The organism is Nonomuraea sp. NPDC046570, assembly GCF_040645915.1.
Lineage (GTDB): Bacteria > Actinomycetota > Actinomycetes > Streptosporangiales > Streptosporangiaceae > Nonomuraea.
In genome coordinates this window covers 49,777-66,992 of the sequence record NZ_JBEYZF010000029.1, presented here as the reverse complement: position 1 = coordinate 66,992, position 17,216 = coordinate 49,777, and the positions used below count along the sequence as shown (strand labels likewise).

Annotated in this window: 14 protein-coding genes; 9 read left to right on the top strand and 5 right to left on the bottom strand. The window is 71.6% G+C overall.

Annotated features, from left to right (window positions below; genetic code table 11):
• Positions 1–18: 18 nt before the first annotated feature.
• Positions 19–948 (bottom strand): alpha/beta hydrolase, encoded by a 930-nt coding sequence (locus ABZ911_RS33255; RefSeq protein ID WP_358065054.1) that lies wholly within the window; start codon positions 946–948, stop codon positions 19–21.
• 3 nt (positions 949–951) lie between these two features.
• Positions 952–1,560, bottom strand: coding sequence for a TetR/AcrR family transcriptional regulator (locus tag ABZ911_RS33250; RefSeq protein WP_358065051.1), 609 nt, complete (start codon positions 1,558–1,560; stop codon positions 952–954).
• 44 nt (positions 1,561–1,604) lie between these two features.
• On the opposite strand from ABZ911_RS33250, the gene ABZ911_RS33245 reads away from it, so the two are divergent.
• The 4 genes from ABZ911_RS33245 to ABZ911_RS33230 are packed head-to-tail and all read left to right on the top strand — an operon-like array spanning position 1,605 to position 8,362.
• A complete protein-coding gene (locus tag ABZ911_RS33245; RefSeq protein ID WP_358065048.1) occupies positions 1,605–4,313 on the top strand; it encodes a glycoside hydrolase family 78 protein in 2,709 nt (902 codons plus the stop codon).
• Between the two features lie 58 nt (positions 4,314–4,371).
• Positions 4,372–5,556: a DUF3089 domain-containing protein gene (locus ABZ911_RS33240; RefSeq protein ID WP_358065045.1), complete on the top strand. Its 1,185-nt coding sequence runs from the start codon at positions 4,372–4,374 to the stop codon at positions 5,554–5,556.
• A complete protein-coding gene (locus tag ABZ911_RS33235) occupies positions 5,553–6,935 on the top strand; it encodes a glycoside-pentoside-hexuronide (GPH):cation symporter (RefSeq protein WP_358065042.1) in 1,383 nt (460 codons plus the stop codon). The genes ABZ911_RS33240 and ABZ911_RS33235 overlap by 4 nt, the downstream gene beginning before the upstream one ends.
• Entirely contained in the window at positions 6,932–8,362 is a 1,431-nt protein-coding gene (locus ABZ911_RS33230) for a carboxylesterase family protein (protein WP_358065039.1), read from the top strand. Before ABZ911_RS33235 ends, ABZ911_RS33230 begins: the two co-directional genes overlap by 4 nt.
• Here the strand turns inward: ABZ911_RS33230 and ABZ911_RS33225 are convergent.
• Positions 8,334–9,224, bottom strand: a complete 891-nt coding sequence (locus ABZ911_RS33225) for an alpha/beta hydrolase (protein ID WP_358065036.1) — start codon at positions 9,222–9,224, stop codon at positions 8,334–8,336. The genes ABZ911_RS33230 and ABZ911_RS33225 overlap by 29 nt on opposite strands.
• 79 nt (positions 9,225–9,303) lie before the next feature.
• Between ABZ911_RS33225 and ABZ911_RS33220 the strand changes: the two genes are divergently transcribed.
• Both ABZ911_RS33220 and ABZ911_RS33215 read left to right on the top strand, forming a co-directional pair.
• Complete coding sequence (locus ABZ911_RS33220) at positions 9,304–9,897, top strand: TetR/AcrR family transcriptional regulator (protein WP_358065033.1); 594 nt, start codon at positions 9,304–9,306, stop codon at positions 9,895–9,897.
• A complete protein-coding gene (locus ABZ911_RS33215) occupies positions 9,894–12,092 on the top strand; it encodes a glycoside hydrolase family 3 C-terminal domain-containing protein (RefSeq protein WP_358065030.1) in 2,199 nt (732 codons plus the stop codon). Before ABZ911_RS33220 ends, ABZ911_RS33215 begins: the two co-directional genes overlap by 4 nt.
• Positions 12,093–12,155: 63 nt before the next feature.
• On the opposite strand, the gene ABZ911_RS33210 is transcribed toward ABZ911_RS33215, so the two are convergent.
• Entirely contained in the window at positions 12,156–12,977 is an 822-nt protein-coding gene (locus ABZ911_RS33210; RefSeq protein ID WP_358065027.1) for an NAD(P)H-binding protein, read from the bottom strand.
• 207 nt (positions 12,978–13,184) lie between these two features.
• On the opposite strand from ABZ911_RS33210, the gene ABZ911_RS33205 reads away from it, so the two are divergent.
• From ABZ911_RS33205 to ABZ911_RS33195, 3 genes are all read left to right on the top strand, one after another.
• Positions 13,185–13,430 (top strand): hypothetical protein, encoded by a 246-nt coding sequence (locus ABZ911_RS33205; RefSeq protein WP_358065024.1) that lies wholly within the window; start codon positions 13,185–13,187, stop codon positions 13,428–13,430.
• A gap of 117 nt (positions 13,431–13,547) precedes the next feature.
• Positions 13,548–13,676, top strand: a complete 129-nt coding sequence (locus ABZ911_RS33200; protein ID WP_358065021.1) for a hypothetical protein — start codon at positions 13,548–13,550, stop codon at positions 13,674–13,676.
• Entirely contained in the window at positions 13,669–14,604 is a 936-nt protein-coding gene (locus ABZ911_RS33195) for a tetratricopeptide repeat protein (protein ID WP_358065019.1), read from the top strand. The genes ABZ911_RS33200 and ABZ911_RS33195 overlap by 8 nt, the downstream gene beginning before the upstream one ends.
• Before the next feature lie 172 nt (positions 14,605–14,776).
• Here ABZ911_RS33195 and ABZ911_RS33190 read toward each other — a convergent pair whose 3' ends face one another.
• Entirely contained in the window at positions 14,777–17,173 is a 2,397-nt protein-coding gene (locus ABZ911_RS33190) for an excinuclease ABC subunit UvrA (RefSeq protein WP_358065016.1), read from the bottom strand.
• Between the last annotated feature and the right edge of the window lie 43 nt (positions 17,174–17,216).

Sequence of the window (17,216 nt, the reverse complement as noted above, 5' to 3'; positions counted from 1 at the left end):
GGAAGCCGGCCGATGGCCTCAGGGGAGCCGGTCGGTGAAGGCGACGCGCAGCGCCGCGGCGCGTAGTTCTCGCACCATGGCGGAGGTGACCGTGCCGGGGGTCAGCCAACTGCCGTGAGTATGGGCCAGGACGCGCAGCCCGGCCGCAGGGACGTCCGCCTCGTGTAGCCGTACCAGATAGCGCTCGCCGTGGTCGCGGAGCGGGTCGTGCTCGGAGACCACGACGACCGCGGGTGGCAGCCCCGACAGGTCGGTGGCGTGCAGCGGCGAGGCGTAGGGGTGGCGGGGGTCGCCGTCGCCGACGTAGAGGGAGGCGAACTCCTGGACGGCGGCGGCGGTGAGGGGGCCGCCGCTCGCCCCCAGGGCGGACTCGGGGGTGAGGTCGAGAGCGGGGACGTCGAGGTACTGCAGCACGGGGAGGGGCAGGCCGCGGTCTCTGGCCGCGAGGCACAGGGCCGCGGCCAGGTTGGCGCCGGCGCTGGTGCCGCCGACCGCGATCCTGGCGGGATCGGCGTCCAGGCCGGGGGCCTGGGCGAGGAGCCAGGCGTAGGCGGCGAGGCAGTCCTCCAACGGAGTGGGGAAGGGGTGCTCGGGCGCGAGCCGGTAGTCGACCGAGACCACCACGCAGGGCACCAGGCTCGCCATCGGGCCGCACTCCACATCGCCGGTGTCCAGGTCGCCGTGCACCCAGCCGCCGCCGTGCAGGAACAGGTACACCGGCGCCGGGCCGGGCAGGTCGGCGGGCCGCAGGATCCTGACCGTGATCTCCCCGCCGGGGACGGGCACGCGGTGGTGCGACACCGCCACGCCGGGATCGGGCTCGGGGGCGACCGACAGCAGCGTGGCCGCCGCTCGCCGGCGTAACTCGGCCATGTCGGCGGGCGGGGTGGCCGGGGCGTTCGCGGCCAGCTCGGCGAAGATCCGGCGGACGGGCGGGTCGAGGTGCACGGGTCAGTCCTCCGCTCGGGCCAGGTCCCGCTCCAGGGTCCTGGCGTAGGTCTCGATGCTCTCGACGAGGTCGACGCTCGCCGGGTCGAGCAGCCACTGGGTGGAGATGCCGTCCAGGGTGGCGAGGATCTCGACCGCCTTGAGGCGGGGGTCGACCTCGGGGCGGATCTCGCCGCGCTCCTGGCCGACGAGGATCGAGCCGGCCACCAGGTCGCGCATCTCCCGGTAGCGCCGCACGAAGAAGTCGTGGGCGGGGGCGCCGGAGTCCAGGTTCTCCGCGAGCAGGACGGCGAACAGCCTGGTCAGGCCGGGCTCCTCCTGGTTGCGGTGGGCGAAGGCCGGCATCTCGCGGATGGTGCTCAGGCCGCCGAGCGAGGCGACGTCCCTGGCGAACTCCTGGCTCCTGTGGTCGCGCCACTCGATGACGGCCCGCAGCAGCCCTTCCTTGTTGCGGAAGTGGTAGAGCAGCCCGGGCTCGGTGATGCCGACCAGCTCGGCGATCTCGGTCATGCCGGTGCCGCGAAATCCGCCACGTGCGAACAGCTCGGCGGCGACCGCCACGATCTCCTCCCGGCGACGTGCTCCCCGTGCCGAGACCCTGTTCTGTGCCATGGCCCCAGCCTAGATTACTTACTAACAACTAAGTAAGGAAAATCATGAAAGTGACCCGGATCAGGATGGAGCATCTCGACGACCCCTTCGGTATCGGGGTGAGCCGCCCCAGGCTGTCCTGGACCACGGAGACCGGCAGGCGAGGCTGGACGCAGTCCGCGTACGAGGTCCAGGCGCGAGGGAAGCGGATCCGGGTGGAGTCGGCCGACTCGGTCCTGGTGCCGTGGCCGTTCGCCCCGCTCGCCTCGCGGGAGCGGGTGGCCGTGCGGGTGCGGGTGACCGGGCAGGACGGCGAGCGGTCCAGGTGGAGCGAGGTCTGCCAGGTCGAGGCCGGGCTGCTGTCCCCGGACGACTGGTCGGCGCGCTTCGTCGGCGGCGGCCGGCTGCTGCGCACGGAGTTCGACGTGCGGCCCGGCCTGACCCGGGCCCGGCTGTACGCGACCGCGCTGGGCGTCTACGAGGCGGAGATCAACGGCACGGTGGTCGGCGACCACGTCCTGGCCCCCGGCTGGACCAGCTACGGCAGGCGGCTCCGCTACCAGACCTTCGACGTCACAGCCCTGCTCACCGAAGGCCGCAACGCGATCGGCGCGCTCCTGGGCGACGGCTGGTACCGGGGCCGCCTGGGCTTCGGCGGCGGACGCAAGTACATCTACGGCGACCGGCTCGCCCTGCTGGCCCAACTGGAGCTCCGCTACGCCGACGGCCGGACCGACCGGGTCGTCACGGACGGCTCCTGGCAGGCGGCGAGCGGGCCGGTCGTGTCGTCCGGCATCTACGAGGGCGAGACCCACGACGCCCGCCTGGAGCGTCCGGGCTGGTCGTCCCCCGGCCACCGCGCCGTGTATGACGATGTCGACGTCCTCGACCGGGATCTGTCCGTGCTCACCGCCCCGACCGGCCCGCCGGTCCGCCGTACCGAGATCCTCGCGCCCGTCGCCACGCTCACCTCCCCGTCCGGGGCGACGATCCTCGACTTCGGGCAGAACCTCGTGGGCCGCCTGCGGGTGACGGCCGAGGGCGCGGCGGGGGAGCGGGTGGTGCTCAGGCACGCCGAGATCCAGGAGGACGGCGAGCTGTGCACCCGGCTGCTGCGCACCGCCGAGGCCGCCGACGTCTACGTCCTGCGGGGCGAGGGCGAGGAGACCTGGGAGCCGCGCTTCACCTTCCACGGCTTCCGCTACGCCTCCGTCGAAGGCCCCGTCACTCGGACCCTGGCCGTGGTCTGCCACTCCGACATGGAGCGCACCGGCTGGTTCGACTGCTCCGACCCGCTGGTGAACCGCCTGCACGAGAACGTCGTCTGGGGCATGCGCGGCAACTTCGTCGACGTGCCCACCGACTGCCCGCAGCGCGACGAGCGCCTGGGCTGGACCGGCGACCTGCAGGTCTTCGCCCCCACCGGCACCTTCCTGTACGGCAGCGCGGGCGTGCTGTCCTCCTGGCTCGCCGACCTCGCGGCCGAGCAGACCGCCGACGGCGCGGTCCCCGTGGTGGTGCCCAACGTGCTGGGCGACCCGGCGCTGACCCCGGTCGCGGGCTGGAGCGACGCCGTGGTGGTCGTCCCCTGGGTGCTCTACCAGCGGTACGGCGACGCCGGGATCCTGGCGGCGCGCTTCGACGGCATGCGCCGCTGGGTGGACCTCGTCGCCGGGCTCGCAGGTCCCGGCCGCCTGTGGAACACCGGGTTCCAGATCGGCGACTGGCTGGACCCGAGCGCGCCCCCCGAACGCCCGCACGAGACCAGGACCCCCGCCGAACTCGTGGCGACGGCCTACCTCGCCCGCTCGGCCGACCTGGTCGCCCAGGCCGCCGAAGTGCTCGGCCGCACGGCGGACCACGACCACTACGCCGGACTCGCCGCCGAGGTACGGCGGGCGTTCGCGGCCGAGTACGTCACCGCCACCGGCCGCGTGCTGAGCGACTCGCCCACCGCCTACGCGCTGGCCCTCTGCTTCGGCCTGCTGCCCGAGCCCGCCCAGCGGGAGCACGCCGTCCGGCGGCTGGCGAGCCTGGTGCGGGCGGGCGGTCACGCGATGCCCACCGGATTCCTCGGCACCCCGCTGCTGTGCGACGCGCTGACCGGGGGCGGCAGGCCCGACGCCGCCTACAAACTCCTCCTGCGCCGGGAGTGCCCCTCCTGGCTGTACGCCGTCACCATGGGCGCCACCACCGTCTGGGAACGCTGGGACGGCCTGCTTCCCGACGGCTCGGTCAACCCCGGCGAGATGACCTCCTTCAACCACTACGCCTTCGGCGCCGTGGCCGACTGGCTGCACCGCACCGTCGCGGGGCTGGCCCCCGCCGAGCCCGGCTACCGCAGGATCGCCGTCGCCCCCCGGCCCGGCGGCGGCCTGACCCGGGCGCGGGCGCGACTGCGCACGCCGTACGGCCCGGCGGAGTCGTCGTGGTCGATCGAGGCGGGGTGGCTCGTGCTGGAGGTCGAGGTGCCGCCCAACACCACGGCGCTGGTCACCGTGCCGGGCGGGGAGCGGGTAGACGTCGGGTCGGGGCGTCACCGCTGGCGTGTGCCGTACGCCGAGGTGGCGGTGCCGGTGACCCTGGACAGCACCCTGGAGCAGGTCGGCGACCGGTTGGAGGCCGTGACCGAGGTGATCGCCCGGCACCGGCCGGAGTTCGTGCCCTATCTGGGCAGGACGCTGAGCGGGGAGATCACCGTCCGCCGGGCGGTCGAGCTGGTCCGCGGCGACCACGAACTCATGGCGGCGGTCGAAGACGCATTGACGCTGTGACCGGTGTCACTCTAACGTAAACTCTACCGATCAGTTGGTAGGTTTTTGGGAGCGCCACATGCATGGAGTCCTGTCCCTCACCGCCGCCCTCACGTTAGCCGCGACCTCCCTGGTGGCGCCGCTGCAGCAGCCCGTCTGGCTGTGCAAGCCGGGTATGGCGAGCGACATCTGCGAGACGACCCGCCTCGACGCCACCGTCGTCAACCTCGACGGCACCACCGCCGCCGAGCCCTTCGAGCGGCCACAGCAGCGCCCGGTGGACTGCTTCTACGCCTACCCCACGGTCAACCTGCTCCCCGAGTCCACCCCGCCGACGGCGGAGGACGAGGAGAAGGGGGTGACGCTCACCCAGGTGGGACGCCTGTCGGCGCGCTGCAGGGTGTTCGTCCCGCTCTACCGGCAGGCCCCGCTCACCTCGTACGTCATCGGCGGCATCGGCCTGCCGGCCGACTTCGAGACCGGGTACCAGGACCTCAAACAAGCCTTCACGCACTACTGGGACAACGACAACACCGACCCGGTGACCGGCGTGCGGCGCGGCATCGTCATCCTGGGCCACTCCCAGGGCGCCGCAGGGGTGATGAGACTGCTGCGGGAGGAGTTCGACGGGAGGCCGGACCGGTCCGACCGGCTCGTGTCGGCCTACATCCTCGGCGGCGACGTCAAGGTCCCGATCGACGGGGCGGCCGGGGGAGGCGCCGATCCGGTGTCCACCTTCCAGCACCTTCCCGCCTGTGAACGGCCGAGCGCCGCGGCGCCGATCCCGACCGGCTGCGTCGTCGCCTACTCCGCCTACGACATGGAGGCCGCCGACGTCGACGCCGCGGCGCTGGGCCGCGCGCCCGACGCCGCCCACCGGGTGCTCTGCGTGAACCCATCGGCGATCCTGGCCGGGAGCCAGCAGTCGGCGACCACCCCGCTGCGGCCCTACCTGCCGACGAGGCAACTGCTGAAGGGCACCATCCTGGCTCCGTCCGGGGCGCTGACCCTGCTGTTCGGCGACTACAAGCCACCGACGTACGCCACCGGCTTCGCCACCTACCCCGGACTGGCGAGCGGGCGCTGCGCGTCGGCGACCGGCGGCAAGGGGCGGGTCGACTGGCTCCAGGTCGACGGCATCGAGCGCTTCAAGAGCTCCCACGCCGCGCTCGGCCTGCACACACTCGACTTCAACGTCGACGCGGGAGGCATCGGCGACCTGATCGCGGCCCAGTCCGCCGCCTGGACGGCGAGCCGGGGATGACCACGCCCACCACCCTTCCCCCGGTACGGCCCACACGCGCCGTGCCGGGAATCGGGGAGAAGCTCGCGTTCTTCTCCGGCGTGTTCGGCGGCGCCCTGATGGGCGGCGTCACGGGATTCCTGACGCTGTACCTCACCGACGTGGTCGGCGTCGGCGCCGCCGCCGTCGGCACGCTGCTGCTGGTGGCCAGGCTCGTGGACGGCGCCGGCGACCCCGTCATGGGGTACGTCGTCGACCACCTCCCGGTGACGAGATGGGGCAGGTTCCGCCTCTACGTGCTCCTCGGCGCGGCCCTGTGCGCGCTGTGCGCCGTCGCCGTGTACGCCGCCCCCGCCTGGCTGCCCGGCGCGCTGGTCGGCGCGTGGATCGCCTACCTGCTCTGGGGGGTGGTGTTCGACCTCATGCAGATCCCGATGACCTCGCTGCTGCCCTCCCTGTCCGACGATCCCAAGACGCGCGGCCAGCTGGCCGGGATCAGCGGCTTCACCGGGCTGCTGGCCGCCGCGATCATCACGGGCCTCACCCTCCCGCTCGTCGACGCGCTCGGCGGCGGAACCCGCGGCTGGATAAGCTACGCCACGCTGATCGCCGTCGTCGGATTCGTGCTCGTCGCGATCATGGCGTTCGGCGTCAGGGAGCGCGTGACGCCCGTCTCGACCGAGCGCTACCGGCCGGCCGACGTGCGCCGGGTCTTCTTCTCCGGTCGCGCGGTGCCGATCCTGCTGCTGGCCAAGGTCTGCGTCCAGGCCGCCAGCGGAGCGCTCACCACGGCGTTGCCGTACTTCTTCCTCTACTACGTCGGGGACAAAAGCCTCATGTCGGTCGTCGCGCTGGTGATGGCGGCGCCCATGGTGGCCGGGGCCATCGCCGTTCCCGCGCTCGCCCGGCGGATCGGCACCAAGCCGGCCTACCTGGCCGGGCTGGGCGTCGTGATCGCCGGTCTGGCGCTCGTCTACGCGGTGCCGCCCCAGTCCGCGCTCGTCCTGGGCTGCTTCGCCTTCGCGGGACTCGGCCTCGGCGGCGCGGTGGCGCTCAACCTGCTGCTGCTGGCCGAGCTGGTCGACTACACCGAGTGGCAGCACGGATTCCGCACCGAGGGGTCGCTGTCGGCCATGGTGTCGTTTGCCAGCAAGGCGGGCGGCGGCCTCGGCGGCGGCCTCGTCGCGTACATGCTGGCGCTGACCGGCTACCGATCCGGGGGAGTGACGCAGAGCGGCGAGGCCCTGCACGGCATCCTGCTGGCGCAGAGCATGGTCCCGGCCGCGATCGGCATCGTCGGCGTGCTGGCGTTCACGGCCTACCCGATCACCCGCGCCGTCGCCGCGCGGGCGAGCGAGCAACTGGCCGAGCGCCGCGCGGCCGCGGTGGAGGCCGTGTGATCGTCAAGACGAGCACGGGCGAGGTCCGCGGCGTGCGGGAGGACGGCGTGTGCCGCTTCCTCGGCATCCCGTACGCCGCGGCTCCGTTCGGCGCAGGCCGCTTCGCCCCGCCCCGGCCGCACGACCCGTGGGACGGCGTCCTCGACACGACCCGCCTCGGCCCCACCCCGCCGCAGCCGCCGTACACCGGGGGACTGGAGAAGGTGCTGCCCGGCGTCGTCGTCCCCGGCGAGGAGATCCTCAACCTCAACATCTGGACCTCCGCCGACGCCCAGGCCCGCCCGGTCATGGTCTGGCTGTACGGCGGAGGCCTCACCCGGGGCTCCAACGCGATCGCCACCTATGACGGGCGGGCCTTCGCCAGGGACGGCGTCGTCCTGGTGTCGGTCAACTACCGACTCGGCGCCGAAGGCTTCTCCGTCCTCGACGACGCCCCCGCCAATCTGGGGCTCGCCGACCAGGTGGCGGCGCTGCGCTGGGTGCGGGACAACATCGCGGCGTTCGGCGGCGACCCCGCCAGGGTGACGCTGTTCGGGCAGTCGGCGGGCGGAGGGTCGGTCGCGGCCCTGCTGGCGCACCCCGAGGCCGCCTCCCTCATGGCCGGGGCCATCGTGCAGAGCGCACCCGTCGCCCCCGGCGGAGGCGGAGACGCCGGACGGATCACCGAGCTGATGGCCGCCGACCTCGGCGTGGCCAGGACGCGGGCGGCCTTCGCCGCCGTGCCGCCGCAGGAACTGCTGGCCTCCCAGAAACGGGTCGCGGGCGGCACCGCACTGTCGGGCGGGCCGGGATTCGGCGCGGTCGTGGGCCAGGAACCGGTACCGGCCGACCCGGGGGAGGCACTGCTGGCCGGGGCGGGGACCTCCATCCCGCTCATGATCGGCTGCACCACCGAGGAGTGCCGGCTCTGGATCGCGCCGACCCAGCTCAAGATCACCCGGCTGCACCTGCTGGCCGCCCGGCTGAAACTGGGCATCTCCCGGCGGACGCTCCGGCTCTACCGCCGTAACCGTCCGGGCGCCTCTCCGGGCGACCTCTTCGGCGCGCTGGTGACCGACCTGATGCTGCGCGTGCCCAAGAACAACCTGGCCGACGCGCGAGCCGGGCGCACCTGGATGTACGAGTTCGCCTGGCGCTCGCCCGTGCTCGGCCTCGGCGCGGCGCACGGGCTGGAGGTCTGCTTCGTGTTCGACACCCTGGACAGCGCGGACGCGGCGGCGATCGCCGGTCCGGCCCGCCCGCAGTCGCTGGCCGACGACATGCACGCCGCGTGGGTGCGTTTCGCGACAGACGGCGACCCCGGCTGGCCGGAGTGGGACGCGCGCCGCCCGGTGATGACCTTCGACTCACCGGGCGGCGGCGTCGTCTACGCCCCTCGGGAGGACGAGCGCCTGGCGCTCACCCGCCGTCAGGCCGCTCGCCGGTGAGGTGATCGCGGACCGCCGCGACCACCGTCTCCCGCCATTCCCGGGCCGTCGGCAGCAGCGCGGTCAGCGACTGCGACCCGTGGACCTGCCCGGCGAACCGCCGGAAGGTCACCGGCACGCCCGCCTCCGTCAGGCGGCGGGCGTAGCGGTCGCCGTCGTCGGCCAGCGGGTCGCACTCCGCGACCGCGACGAGCGCGGGCGGCAGGCCGGACAGATCGCCGGCCAGCAGCGGGGACGCCAGCGGCTCGGCGGGGTCGCGCCCGCCGAGATAGTCGCGCACATGGTCGGCCAACGCCGCCGCCGACAGCACGTAGCCCTCGCCGTAGGCCGCGATCGACGGCGAGGACAGCGTGAGGTCGAGCGCGGGGATCTCCAGCACCTGAAGGCGCAGCCGGGGCCCGCCTCGCTCGCGGGCGAGCAACGCCACGGCGGCGGCCAGGTTGCCGCCCGCGCTCTCCCCGGCGACGCCGATCCTGCCCGGGTCGAAGCCGAGCCGATCGGCCTCCTCCACCGCCCAGGTCAAGGCGCGGTAGGCGTCCTCCAGCGGGATGGGGAAGGGGAAGCCGGGGGCGAGGCGGTAGTCCACGCTGATCACCACGACGCCGGCGCCCGCGGCGATCGCACGGCAGCGGTTGTCGGGGCCGTCCAGCGTCCCGGAGGTCCATCCGCCGCCGTGGTAGTACACGAGCGCCCCGGGGAGCCGGGAGCGCGCGTCGCGGTAGATCCGCACGCCGAAGCCGTCCGGCGGGACGGTCTCGTCGCGGATCTCGGTGAGTTCCGGCTCGCGTTCGACGTAGGCGGCGTACGAGCGCCCGGGGCGGTGGGCGCGCAGCAGGGGAACGAGAAGGGGATCCAATGCCATACTAAAACCTACCAACTGGTTGGTGTTTTTGTTAGGGTGCAGCCGAGAAGATCCCGGCTCGCGGATGGAGAATGCGACCATGAAGCCAGCCGTACGAAAGCCCTACGCCGTCGGCGTCGCCCGCAGGCAGCAGATCCTCGACGCCGCGCACGAACTGTTCAGCCTCCGGGGCTACCGGGGCGCGTCGATGCGCGACGTCGCCGCCCAGGTCGGCCTCAGCATGGCCGGGCTGCTGCACTACTTCCCCTCCAAGGAGGATCTGCTGGAGGCCGTCCTGCAGCACCGGGACGACACGGACATCCCCTGGTTCGAGGAGAAGTGGGCGGAGATCGGCAGCTTCCGGGAGGCGATGCGCGAGCTCGCCGTCCGCAACATGGCCCAACCCGAGATCGTCCGGCTGTTCGTGACGCTCTCCGCCGAGGCGACCGACCCCGCCCACCCCGCCCACGACTACTTCCAGGAGCGCTACCGCACCAGCCGTGAACTGTTCACCCGCACCGTCGCCACGGCGCGGGAACGGGGCGAGCTCACCGCCGAGGCGGACGGCCCCCTGCTCATCGCGGTCCTTGACGGCCTGCAGATCCAATGGCTCCTGGAGCCCGGCTTCGACCTGCTCGGCCGCCTCGACCGGCATCTCGACACCATCACCCCTCGCAGAAGTGGAGCCCCATGACCCAGCTTCCTGACCTCGACCGGCTCACGCTGGACGAACGCGCCTCGCTCACCTCGGGCGGCGGCCTGTGGACCACCAAGGCGATCGAGCGGGCCGGCTTACCCGAGATCAGGCTCTCCGACGGCCCGCACGGGGTGCGCTGGGAGAAGGTCCCCGCCACCTGCTTCCCGCCCGCCGTGGCGCTCGGCTCGTCCTGGGACCCCCGTCTGCTGCGCCGGGTCGGCGACGCCCTGGGCGCCGAGGCCGCGGCACTCGGCGTGCACGTCCTGCTCGGCCCCGGCATCAACATCAAGCGCTCGCCGCTGTGCGGCAGGAACTTCGAGTACCTCTCCGAGGACCCGCTGCTCAGCGGCGTGCTGGGCGCCGCGCTCATCGAGGGGATCCAGTCCAGGGGAGTGGCGGCCTCGCTGAAGCACTTCGCGGTCAACAACCAGGAGACCAACCGGATGCGGGTCAGCGCCGACCTCGACGAGCGCACCCTGCGGGAGATCTACCTGGCCGGGTTCGAGCACGCGGTGAAGGCGGCCCGCCCGTGGACGGTCATGTGCTCCTACAACCGGATCAACGGGGAGTACGCCTCGCAGCACCGCTGGCTGCTCACCGAGGTCCTGCGCGAGGAGTGGGGGTTCGACGGCCTGGTCGTGTCCGACTGGGGAGCGGTGAACGACCGGGTCGCGGCGCTGCGCGCCGGGCTCGACCTGGAGATGCCCGCCCCCAACAAGGTCACCGACGAACTGGTGGCGGCAGCCGTACGGCAGGGCGAGCTGGAGCAGGAGGTCGTGGACCAGGCCGCCCGGCGCGTCCTCACGCTCATCGGCCGCGTCGCGGACCGCCCGGCCGCCGAGCCCTACGACCCCGAGGAGCACCACCGGCTGGCCCGCGAGGTCGCCGGGCAGTGCGCGGTCCTGCTGAAGAACGACGGTGTACTGCCCCTGGACCCCGCCGCGTCCGTCGCCGTGGTGGGCGAGCTGGCGCGCACGCCGCGCTACCAGGGCGCAGGCAGCTCCCAGCTGGTGCCCACCCGGCTCGACGACGCGCTGACCGAACTGCGGGCGATGTCCGGCGCGGAGATCCCCTTCGCCGCCGGCTACCGTCTCGATGCCACGGGGCACGACCCGGCGCTGGTGGCCGAGGCCCGCGCGGTGGCCTCTGCCGCCGAGGTCACCGTGGTCTTCCTCGGCCTGCCTGACGGCGAGGAGTCGGAAGGCTACGACCGCGACCACCTAGACCTGCCGGCCGGCCAGCTCGCGGTGCTCACCGCCGTGGCGGAAACCGGCACCCGCGTGGTCGTGGTGCTGTCCAACGGCGGCGTGGTCAAGACCTCCGCCTTCGACGACCAAGCCGCCGCGATCCTCGAAGGCTGGCTGCTCGGCCAGGCGGGCGGGGGCGCCGTCGCCGACATCCTCCTCGGCGTGGTCAACCCCTCGGGGCGACTGACCGAGACCGTGCCGCTGCGGCTCGAGGACACCCCCTCCTACCTCAACTTCCCCGGCGAAGCGGACCACGTGCGGTACGGCGAGGGCGTCTTCGTCGGCTACCGCTACCACGACGCGGTGGACGGACCGGTGGCCTACCCGTTCGGGCACGGCCTGTCGTACACCACCTTCGCCTACTCGGACCTGACCGTGACCACGCGCGGCGAGGCCGTGGAGGTGAGCGCGACGATCACCAACACCGGGACGCGCACGGGCGCCGAGGTCGCGCAGCTCTACGTGTCGGCGCCGAGCGCCGACGTCCGGCGGCCCGTCAGGGAACTGCGCGGCTTCGCCAAGGTGACACTCGAACCCGGCGAGAGCGCGCCCGTCGCCTTCACCCTCGGCACCCGCGACTTCGCCTACTTCCACCCCGGACACCGGCGCTGGACGGTCGAACGCGGCACCGCCCTGGTCCAGCTCGGCGCCTCGTCCCGGGACCTCCGGCTGTCGGGCGAGGTACGACTGGCCGGGAACGAGCCGCAGTCCAAGCTCACCCCCGACTCGACGCTGGCCGAGTGGATGTCGGTGCCGGAAGGGCGAGCCGTACTCACGCGCGAAATGCGGCCGCCGACCGGATCGGGGCTGCCCGCCTCACGTTTCCTGGAAGACCACTACGTCAGGACGGTCGGCTCGGTCCCGCTACGCCGCCTGGCCCGCATCCCCGGCGCCTACCTCGACTCCACCCGCCTCGACGCGTTAGCCGCAGAGGCGAACGGCTAGACCGGCGACGACCTCGGTCTGCCCCGAGAGCGGCGCACGGCCACTGGACACTTGGCCTTGGCTTCAGCGGAACGACTCGGCGTTCTCGCGTGCCCACTCGGCGAAGGACCGAGCCGGACGCCCGGTGACCTCCTCGACGGTCGGCACCACGGTGTAGCCGACCTCCGGGGTGTTGCCGAGCGCGTCGATCAGGAACTCGATCGTCGCCTGACCCATACCGAACCCGGCCCACATCTCACGAGCCTGCGCCTCGGTCAGCTCCTCGAAGACGATCTCCTTGCCGATCGCCGCGCCGAGCCGCTCGATCTTCTCGGTGGTGCGCAGCGCCTCGGGGCCGGTCAGCGTGTAGGTGCGTCCACCGTGTCCACCGTCGACGAGCACCTTGGCAGCCACGGCCGCGATGTCGCGCTCGTGGACCATCGCGCTGAGCCGCCCGCCGAACGGCTCGCGGATGACGCCCTGGTAGCGCACGCCGTCAGCCCACCACTTGAGCGTGTTGGACATGAACTCCACCGGGTTGAGCAGCGTCCACTCCAGCTCGCTCGACGCCAGCGCGGTCTCCAGCGGACCGTCCACCCGCCCGCCGAGCACGACGACCCGCTTGACACCCGACTCGGCGAGCAACTCCACGATCTGCTCGCCATACTGCAGGGGCGCGTAGTCGTCACCGGCGAAGTTGATCAGGTGGACGCCGGTGACGCCGTCGAACGCCTGGCCCAGGGTGCCGGGGTCGCCCAGGTCGCCGCCGACCACCTCGACGCCCGCGGGCAGGTCGGCCTTGGCCGGGTTCCGGGTGAGCGCACGCACCTGCTGACCGGCGTCGAGCAACTCGGCGACGACGAGGCGGCCGACGGTTCCAGTGGCTCCAGTGACGAGAAAAGTCATAGTGATATACCCCAGTTATGTTTGGAACGGAACGATTGGTTCCACTCTATCAGAACGGAACGATTCATTCCATCCCGCCCCGCTCATAGGCCATGCCCGACTGTCGAATTCGGCAACTGAACGCAACTTTGTGACGGCGCGAACACTCTAAGTAGTTGAACAGGTGGGCGCGTCGCTCTTGAGGGAGCGACAGTAAGGGGAACCGACATGCGAAAGACCATCGCCATCGCCGCTGCTGTCCTCGCAGTGGCTGGAGGGCTTGCGGTAGGGAGTGCCGCGCACGCCGACGGGTGGGAAGGTCCGATCGATTCCTGGACCAGGTGGCCCATCGAGCGCGCCTATGCCGTCTGCGACAGCACCGGCAGGATCGGTGTGCAGAACGGCGTCTACCGCACCTACAAGTGCGAAGAGGACGGCTTCTTCACCGTCTACCTGTACGTGCAGCGCCGATAGGGGGTGCCCCGCTCGTCGTCCCCGGTCCAGGCGGTCATGTATCAGTCGCTCCCAAGTGAGCCACAAGGCGCCGGGAGCACGATGAGGACGCCCCGATTCCCCGGACAAGGAGCAGGCATGCGAATGATCAAGCGTATGTGGGTGCTGGCCACCGTGGCAGCCGTCCCGATGTTCATGGTGATGACCGGCACTGCGGAGGCCATCCGCATCGCCAACCACTGCGAGCCGTCGCCTGACGGTGATTGATCGGTTCGTCCGGCGTCGCCGGATCAAGGTGATCCGGCGACGCCTTCTCCGGGGTGTTTACTGTCGCAGGCGCGGCTGGTATGCCAGTGCCAAGCGGTGGGCGCAGCGGGCAAGCGAGGCCGCCGGTAAGGCGGACCTAGAGGGACAAACGACGCTCCTGGTAGATCTGGCGTCGCTATGGCACGGGCTCACCTGCTACCCGGAGGCGCACGAGTGTGCCCGACTGGCGGCGGAGTTGCTCACTGCGGCACCTGACGGGCACGACCGTGAAGGACTGCTCGCTGACGCACTGCTCCGGATGGGCGATGTCGAGCGCAGGCAGGCTCGGCATTCCGAGGCCGAGACTCACCTGCGCCGCGCGGCCGACCTGGTGAACGAGGCCGACCACGTCCGAGGCACGGCCGTACAACTGGCTCTGGGCGTGTTGTGCAAGGAGACCGGCCGGTACGGCGAGGCCGAGACGTGCTACCACGAGGCGCTGGCCCATCTGGAACGGCACGGGGGTCAGCTGCTGATGCGCGCCGATGCCCTGCACAATCTCGCGGGACTCGCACACGCCCGGGGCACCCCCGAAGGGGAGCAGCATGCGCGGGCCGCGATCAAGGTGCGGCAGTCAGTGCTCGGCCCCGAGCACGACCAGGTCGCCGGGGACTTGGCCGTGCTCGGCGCGGTGCTCACGAACCAGGGCAGATTCGTCGAGGCGGAGCAGGCACTGCATCGGGCCCTGGGCATCTTCCGCGAGCGCCTGGGAGCCGATCATTACGAGGTGGCGGTGTGTCAGGTGAACCTGGCACACCTGGACGATCTCCAGGGCCGTGCCGAGCAGGCTGCGTGGCGCTACGGGGACGCCCTGCGCATCAAGCGCCTTGCCCTCGGTCCCAGCCATCCCGAAGTGAAGCACCTGTCCGCGACCGTGAATGCGAGGTAGGCGGAGGGCGTGAACAACGCAATCCCCGGAAGTCCGTCCTGGAGCCTCCCTTCCGAGATTGGCCGATCTCGGAAGTCCGTCCTGGAGCCCCACTTCCGAGATTTGCCGATCCTCGGAAGCGGGGCCAAGCTCAGCCGTACCGGCGAGCCCAGGTCGGCGACATCAACTCATGCTAGAGAGCGGCATCCACGTAGGCCGCGAGGTGCTCGCCGGTGAGGGTGGAGCGGGTGGCGACGAGGTCGGCGGGTGTGCCCTCGAAGACGATCCGGCCGCCGTCGTGGCCGGCGCCGGGCCCGAGGTCGATGATCCAGTCGGCGTGCGCCATGACCGCCTGGTGGTGCTCGATGACGATGACCGACTTGCCGGAGTCGACCAGTCGGTCGAGCAGGCCGAGCAACTGCTCGACGTCGGCGAGGTGCAGGCCGGTGGTCGGCTCGTCGAGGATGTAGACGCCGCCCTTCTCGCCCATGTGGGTGGCCAGCTTGAGCCGCTGCCGCTCGCCGCCGGACAGCGTGGTGAGCGGCTGGCCGAGGCTGAGGTAGCCGAGCCCGACGTCGGCGAGCCGCTCGAGGATGGCGTGCGCGGCCGGCGTACGCGCCTCGCCGGCGCCGAAGAACGCCTCGGCCTCGGTCACCGACATCGCGAGCACCTCGCTGATGTCGCGTCCGCCGAGGTGGTGCTCCAGCACCGAGGCATGGAACCGCTTCCCCTCGCACTCCTCGCAGGTGGTGGCGACGCCGGCCATCATCGCCAGGTCGGTGTAGATGACGCCGGCGCCGTTGCAGTTGGGGCAGGCGCCCTCGGAGTTTGCGCTGAACAGCGCCGGCTTCACGCCGTTGGCCTTCGCGAACGCCTTGCGGATCGGGTCGAGCAGTCCGGTGTACGTCGCCGGGTTGCTCCGCCGCGAGCCGCGGATGGGCGCCTGGTCGACCGACACGACGCCCGCGGGGGCGGGGATGGAGCCGTGGATCAGCGAGCTCTTGCCGGAGCCGGCGACGCCGGTGACGACGCAGAGCACGCCGAGCGGGATGTCGACGTCGACGTCCTGGAGGTTGTGGCGGTTGGCGCCGCGGATCTCCAGCGCGCCCTTGGGCGTCCGCACCGTCTTCTTGAGGGCGGCCCGGTCGTCGAGGTGGCGGCCGGTGATGGTGCCGCTGGCCCGCAGGCCCTCGAGGGTCCCCTCGTAGCAGATGGTGCCGCCCGCCGTACCGGCGCCGGGGCCGAGGTCGACGACGTGGTCGGCGATCGCGATCGCCTCCGGCTTGTGCTCGACGACGAGCACGGTGTTGCCCTTGTCCCGCAGCCGCAGCAGCAGGTTGTTCATCCGCTGGATGTCGTGGGGGTGCAGACCGATGGTGGGCTCGTCGAAGACGTAGGTGACGTCGGTGAGCGCGGAGCCGAGGTGGCGGATCATCTTGGTACGCTGCGCCTCGCCGCCCGACAGCGTGCCCGCCGGCCGTTCGAGCGAGAGGTAGCCCAGCCCGATCTCCACGAACGAGTCCAGGGTGTGCAGCAGCTTGCCGAGCAGCGGTGCGACCGACGGCTCGTCGAGGCCACGGACCCAATCGGCGAGGTCGCTGATCTGCATCGAGCAGGCGTCGGCGATGTTGACGCCCTTGATCCGCGAGGAGCGGGCCTCCTCGCTGAGCCGGCTGCCGCCGCACTCGGGACAGGTGGTGAAGGTGACCGCCCGGTCGACGAACTCCCGGATGTGCGGCTGCATCCCCTCCCGGTCCTTGGCGAGGAACGACTTCTGGATCTTGGGGATCAGCCCCTCGTAGGTGAGGTTGACGCCGTCGACCTTCACCTTGGTCGGCTCCTTGTAGAGGAAGTCCTGGAGTTCCTTCTTGGTGTACTCGCGGATCGGCCTGTTCGGGTCGACGAAGCCTGACTCGGCGTAGACCCGCACCGTCCAGAAGCTGTCGGACTTCCAGCCGGGGATGGTGAACGCGCCCTCGGCGAGCGACTTGGAGTCGTCGTAGAGCTGGCTGAGGTCGATATCGGAGACCGTGCCCCGGCCTTCGCAGCCCGTGCACATGCCGCCGATGCGGGTGAAGGTCGCCCTTTCGGTCTTGCGGGCGCCGCGTTCGACCGTGATCGCACCGCTCGCCCGGACCGTGGGGACATTGAAGGAGAAAGCCTGGGGTGAGCCGATGTGCGGCTGCCCGAGCCGGCTGAAGAGGATGCGCAGCATCGCGTTGGCGTCGGTGGCGGTGCCGACGGTGGAGCGGGGGTCGGCGCCCATCCGCTGCTGGTCGACGATGATCGCGGTCGTCAGCCCGTCGAGTACGTCGACCTCGGGCCGCGCCAGCGTCGGCATGAAGCCCTGCACGAAGGTGCTGTAGGTCTCGTTGATCAGCCGCTGCGACTCCGCGGCGATCGTGCTGAACACCAGCGAGCTCTTGCCCGAGCCGGAGACTCCGGTGAACACCGTCAGCCGGCGCTTCGGGATCTCGATGCTGACGTCCATGAGATTGTTCACGCGCGCACCCTGCACGCGGATCAGATCGTGGACGTCGGCAATGTGCGGCGCAGGCGACTGCGTGTCCGTCCTCGTGGCCATGCTCATCCTGTCTCCATCTGTTGGTCGGGGCCGCCTTCGCGGTCTCCGC

Excerpts from the sequence above, each read along its gene's own strand:
- ABZ911_RS33190 (WP_358065016.1), bottom strand. The coding sequence starts at position 17,173 with ATGAGCATGGCCACGAGGACGGACACGCAGTCGCCTGCGCCGCACATT.
- ABZ911_RS33220 (WP_358065033.1), top strand. The coding sequence starts at position 9,304 with ATGAAGCCAGCCGTACGAAAGCCCTACGCCGTCGGCGTCGCCCGCAGG.
- ABZ911_RS33205 (WP_358065024.1), top strand. The coding sequence starts at position 13,185 with ATGCGAAAGACCATCGCCATCGCCGCTGCTGTCCTCGCAGTGGCTGGA.
- ABZ911_RS33225 (WP_358065036.1), bottom strand. The coding sequence starts at position 9,224 with ATGGCATTGGATCCCCTTCTCGTTCCCCTGCTGCGCGCCCACCGCCCC.
- ABZ911_RS33215 (WP_358065030.1), top strand. The coding sequence starts at position 9,894 with ATGACCCAGCTTCCTGACCTCGACCGGCTCACGCTGGACGAACGCGCC.
- ABZ911_RS33245 (WP_358065048.1), top strand. The coding sequence starts at position 1,605 with ATGAAAGTGACCCGGATCAGGATGGAGCATCTCGACGACCCCTTCGGT.
- ABZ911_RS33210 (WP_358065027.1), bottom strand. The coding sequence starts at position 12,977 with ATGACTTTTCTCGTCACTGGAGCCACTGGAACCGTCGGCCGCCTCGTC.
- ABZ911_RS33235 (WP_358065042.1), top strand. The coding sequence starts at position 5,553 with ATGACCACGCCCACCACCCTTCCCCCGGTACGGCCCACACGCGCCGTG.
- ABZ911_RS33200 (WP_358065021.1), top strand. The coding sequence starts at position 13,548 with ATGCGAATGATCAAGCGTATGTGGGTGCTGGCCACCGTGGCAGCCGTC.
- ABZ911_RS33250 (WP_358065051.1), bottom strand. The coding sequence starts at position 1,560 with ATGGCACAGAACAGGGTCTCGGCACGGGGAGCACGTCGCCGGGAGGAG.
- ABZ911_RS33240 (WP_358065045.1), top strand. The coding sequence starts at position 4,372 with ATGCATGGAGTCCTGTCCCTCACCGCCGCCCTCACGTTAGCCGCGACC.